The 4225-nt window shown below is 27.6% G+C and carries 5 protein-coding genes; 4 read left to right on the forward strand and 1 reads right to left on the reverse strand.

Annotated elements, in window-relative coordinates:
- The first annotated feature begins 55 nt into the window (after positions 1–55).
- On the forward strand, positions 56–925 hold the full coding sequence (locus E6248_RS13855) for a ComEC/Rec2 family competence protein (protein ID WP_316341377.1): 870 nt from the start codon (positions 56–58) through the stop codon (positions 923–925).
- A 77-nt stretch (positions 926–1002) separates the two neighbouring features.
- On the opposite strand, the gene E6248_RS13860 is transcribed toward E6248_RS13855, so the two are convergent.
- A complete protein-coding gene (locus tag E6248_RS13860; protein ID WP_316341378.1) occupies positions 1003–1728 on the reverse strand; it encodes a ribonuclease H-like domain-containing protein in 726 nt (241 codons plus the stop codon).
- 270 nt (positions 1729–1998) lie between these two features.
- Here E6248_RS13860 and E6248_RS13865 point away from each other — a divergent pair, with 270 nt between their 5' ends.
- The 3 genes from E6248_RS13865 to E6248_RS13875 are packed head-to-tail and all read left to right on the forward strand — an operon-like array spanning position 1999 to position 4155.
- On the forward strand, positions 1999–2220 hold the full coding sequence (locus tag E6248_RS13865) for a FeoA family protein (protein ID WP_316341379.1): 222 nt from the start codon (positions 1999–2001) through the stop codon (positions 2218–2220).
- A gap of 11 nt (positions 2221–2231) precedes the next feature.
- On the forward strand, positions 2232–3992 hold the full coding sequence (gene feoB / locus E6248_RS13870; protein WP_316341380.1) for a ferrous iron transport protein B: 1761 nt from the start codon (positions 2232–2234) through the stop codon (positions 3990–3992).
- Positions 3993–4005: 13 nt separating this feature from the next.
- Complete coding sequence (locus tag E6248_RS13875; protein ID WP_316341381.1) at positions 4006–4155, forward strand: FeoB-associated Cys-rich membrane protein; 150 nt, start codon at positions 4006–4008, stop codon at positions 4153–4155.
- Positions 4156–4225 lie beyond the last annotated feature (70 nt).

The raw sequence follows: 4225 nt of genomic DNA on the forward strand, positions 1-4225 counted from the left end.
CTATTACCCATATTTTATAAGGAGAGTAAGCAAAACGCTTATTTTATAATTCAGGATGTATATAAAAAAAAGACATATTAAAAACTTTCAATTTTCTCTTATAGCAATTCTTATTATTGCTAACTTTATATTAATAAAAAACATAACTAATTCTAATAATATAATAAATCCAAATGAAATTACTGTTAATTTTATAGATGTAGGACAAGGCGATTCTATATTAATTCAAGTAAATAATAAAGTTATGTTAATTGATTCTGGGGCTAAATCTGAAAAAGAAAGGCTTGTTGAGTATCTAGATACTTTAAATTTACAGACAATAGATTACGTCATAGCTACCCACCCTCACGAAGATCATATAGGCAACATGGCTTATATAATAAATAAGTATAAAATAAAGGAATTTTATGCTCCAAAAGCAAGCAGTAATACCTCTGCTTTTGAAAATATGATCGAAAGCCTATCTAGAAAAAACTTAAAGATAAATATATTAAAAGCTGATATTAATTCAATTAATTTAGGTAATAACACCAAAGTTGAAGTATTAACTCCTAATTTAACTCACTATGAAAACTTAAACAATTATTCCCCTATAATTAAAGTTACCTATGGTGAAGTTTCTTTTCTATTTACAGGGGATGCTGAAGGAGCTTTAGAGGAAGAAGTAATAAATAAATCATATAACTTAAAAAGCGATATACTAAAAGTTAGTCATCATGGTTCTTCTACATCTACTTCCAAAGAATTTTTAAATAAAGTCGATCCCAATATAGCAATTATTTCTGTTGGCGAAGATAATACTTATGGCCATCCAACTAAGGAGACCTTAAATATTCTATCAAATATTAAAGTTTATAGAACTGATATTAATGGAACTATAATAATTTCCTCTAATGGTGAGTCTATTGATACTTCCTTTAAATGATAGATGCTCCTAATGGTTTAGGAGCATCTATCATTTAAGAATCTCTTCTTAAATTAATAATATTTTTCTTATACTTATTAATTACTTACTACATTGTTTATTTCTTCAACTTCATTTATAGAAGATTCCTCTTCTAATTCTTCATTTTCATTGATTTCTTCTTCTTTCTTTAAATAAGCATTCCATAACATATAAATATTATATAAGTTAGTTACATCTTGCTCATTATATAAAAGTATAGTTTCTATTTTTTCCTTTGGCATTCTTAAAATATAATCCTTATCCATTAGGATTTTACTGAAAGTTTTTGCTAAGTTTGAACCACTTATAACTTCTCCTTCTCTAAAAATGCTAAAGTCCTTTTCTAAATTTTTCAGACCAATGGAGTGCCCCATTTCTTTTTCATATTCTCTTTGAATATCTATATCTTCAAATTCTCTTGAAAAGTTAAACTCAATGCCATACTTTTTAAATAAATAATTAATTACGGTATAATCGTTATTTCCTGAGAAGGTGACAATGGCTTTCTTCCCCTTTTTTTTCATTTTTATAAAGTACCTTTTAGCTAAATCTAAAATCTGAATAACTTCTCTTTTATTTTCGATCATATATTGTGTTACATACAATTTGTTTTTTTCAAAAATACAAGCCCCAAACACACCTATACATTTTGGCTTCTTATACACGTAGTGTTCTAAGTCAAAAAATATTAGTTCTTCAGGTGACCTGTTAATACTTGCTGTACTTAGCATGTATTCTTTATCTTTTATATTCACCTCTATTACATTTTCTCTAATAATCACATTACCACTCTTTCTAAGTTAACCTTATCACCTAAAATTTCAGTTTATTCTTATAACATTATATCACCTTTTATTGAAATATAAAAATAAATATATTTATTCTTCTCCCTACTTATATAATATTATGTAATACAAAATATGTTCATAACATATTTATTCAACTGAGAATTTTTTTCATTTATTGAAAGCTTTGTATTGACTATTTTTTAACACTCTGCTATTATAATATCATAATATTTTGATAATGATTTTCAATTCGAGGTGGAAGATATGAGTTTATGCGATTTAAATTTAGGAGAAAAAGCAATAATAAAAGAAATTGGCGGGGATACAAAATTAGCAAAAAGATTATTAGCGTTAGGTTGTATTGAAGGAACTGAAATTAAGTTAAAGAGAGTGGCTCCTTTAGGTGATCCGTTAATAATAAATCTTAGAGGGTTTGACTTAGCTATTAGGAAAAAAGATGCTAAAAATATTGTACTAGCTGTATAGGGGGAATCTAAATGAAAACAATAGCTTTACTCGGTAATCCAAATGTAGGTAAAACAACACTTTTCAATTCATTGACTGGCTCCAATCAAAGGATCGGTAACTGGGCTGGTGTAACAGTTGATAAAAAAGAAGGCTTTTTTGGAAATATAAAAATCGTTGATTTACCTGGTATTTATGCAATGGACACTTTTTCAAACGAAGAAAAAATATCAAAGAAATTTCTAGAAACGGATGAGGTTGATTTAATATTAAATATTATAGATGCTTCTAATATAGATAGGAATCTTTATTTAACAACTCAACTAAAACAATTTAATAAACCTATAATCTTAGCTGTTAATATGATTGATGTTGCCGAAAAAAAAGGTATTAACTTAGATTATAATAAATTATCTACGCTTTTAAATGTTACTGTTATACCAATAATAGCCTCTAAAGAAAAAGGGATAGATGAAATAAAAAAAGTCATTGAAAATGATAGTTATTTGAATATTCAAAAAGATTCTAACTTAATTTTTAAAGATGAGAAAGATACATACAATTACATTGAGGACTTATTAAATAAATGTAATAAAACTATTGATGAAAACAAATCAACATTTAAGGACAAATTAGATAATATTCTTCTTAATCCATGGTTAGCCTACCCAATTTTCATTTTAACTATGGCTTTAATGTTTCAAATAACATTTTCATGGGTTGGACAACCTTTATCTGATTTATTAGATGGATACTTAAATGATAGTTTAATTCCTTATATATCAAGCTTATTATCTAATACTGAGCCCTGGTTCCAATCACTTATAGTTGATGGAATAGTTGCTGGTGTTGGAGGTATTTTAGTACTACTTCCAATTATCCTATCACTTTTTGCTTGTATTTCAGTATTAGAAGATAGTGGGTATATGGCTAGAGTTGCCTTTATCATGGACAAGCTAATGAGAAAAATGGGTCTATCAGGTAAGGCATTTATACCAATGATAGTTGGCTTTGGATGTACTGTTCCTGCCATTATGTCTGCAAGAACCCTAGAAAGTGAAAAAGATAGAAAGTTAACAGCCCTGCTTGTTCCTCTTATGAGCTGTAATGCTAGACTTCCTGTTTATGCAATCTTTGGAGCAGTATTCTTCCCTGAGCATACTGGACTTGTTGTTGCAATGCTATATTTATTAGGAGTAATTCTAGCCTTTCTATTAGGAATATTATTTAAAAATACAATATTTAAAAAGGATGAAGAGCCTTTTATTATAGAATTACCTGAATATAAAATGCCATCTTTAAAAAGTGTATTAAAACAAATATATGAAAAAGCTAAGAGCTTCTTAGTAAAGGCTGGAACCATAATATTTGCTATGAGTGTTATAATTTGGTTCTTATCAAACTTTAATTTCAGTGGTATGGTTGACGTAAATGATAGTATTTTAGCTTCTATAGGTAGTTTTATTGCTCCTATATTTAAACCTCTTGGATTTGGAAATTGGCAAAGTTCAGTTTCTCTATTAACTGGTTTACTTGCAAAAGAAACAGTAGTTGCTTCAATGGGAGTTATATTTGCTGGGGATCTTACAGCTGTACTTCCTTTATATTTTACAGCAGCTTCTGCTATTTCATTCTTAGTATTTGTACTTTTATACACTCCTTGTATATCAGTTTTAGGTGCTATGAAGAAAGAATACGGAACTAAATTTACTATTTTCTCAAGTTCTTATCAGTTATTACTAGCTTGGATTGTTTCCTTTATAGTATATAATATTGCAAATCTATTAATATAAAGAAGGTGTTTTAATGGAAATACTAATAACATTAGGAATTATCGCATTAGCCTTATATATAATATATAAATCAGTGAGAAAATCATCTAAAGGCGGATGTAATTGCAATAGCTGTTCAAGCAACTGCCCAATGTATAAAAATGAAAAATTAAAAATTAAATAATTAAAAGGTTGTTTGCTAAGTTATATTAAGTTAACTTACAAACAACCTTTTTTATTTTACAACATATATT

The sequence above is a fragment of the Clostridium sp. genome (assembly GCF_032552055.1).
GTDB lineage: Bacteria > Bacillota > Clostridia > Clostridiales > Clostridiaceae > Clostridium.

What these genes read in the sequence shown, in the direction of transcription:
- feoB (WP_316341380.1), top strand. Translation starts at nt 2,232, where the DNA reads ATGAAAACAATAGCTTTACTCGGTAATCCAAATGTAGGTAAAACAACA.
- E6248_RS13875 (WP_316341381.1), top strand. Translation starts at nt 4,006, where the DNA reads ATGGAAATACTAATAACATTAGGAATTATCGCATTAGCCTTATATATA.
- E6248_RS13865 (WP_316341379.1), top strand. Translation starts at nt 1,999, where the DNA reads ATGAGTTTATGCGATTTAAATTTAGGAGAAAAAGCAATAATAAAAGAA.
- E6248_RS13855 (WP_316341377.1), top strand. Translation starts at nt 56, where the DNA reads ATGTATATAAAAAAAAGACATATTAAAAACTTTCAATTTTCTCTTATA.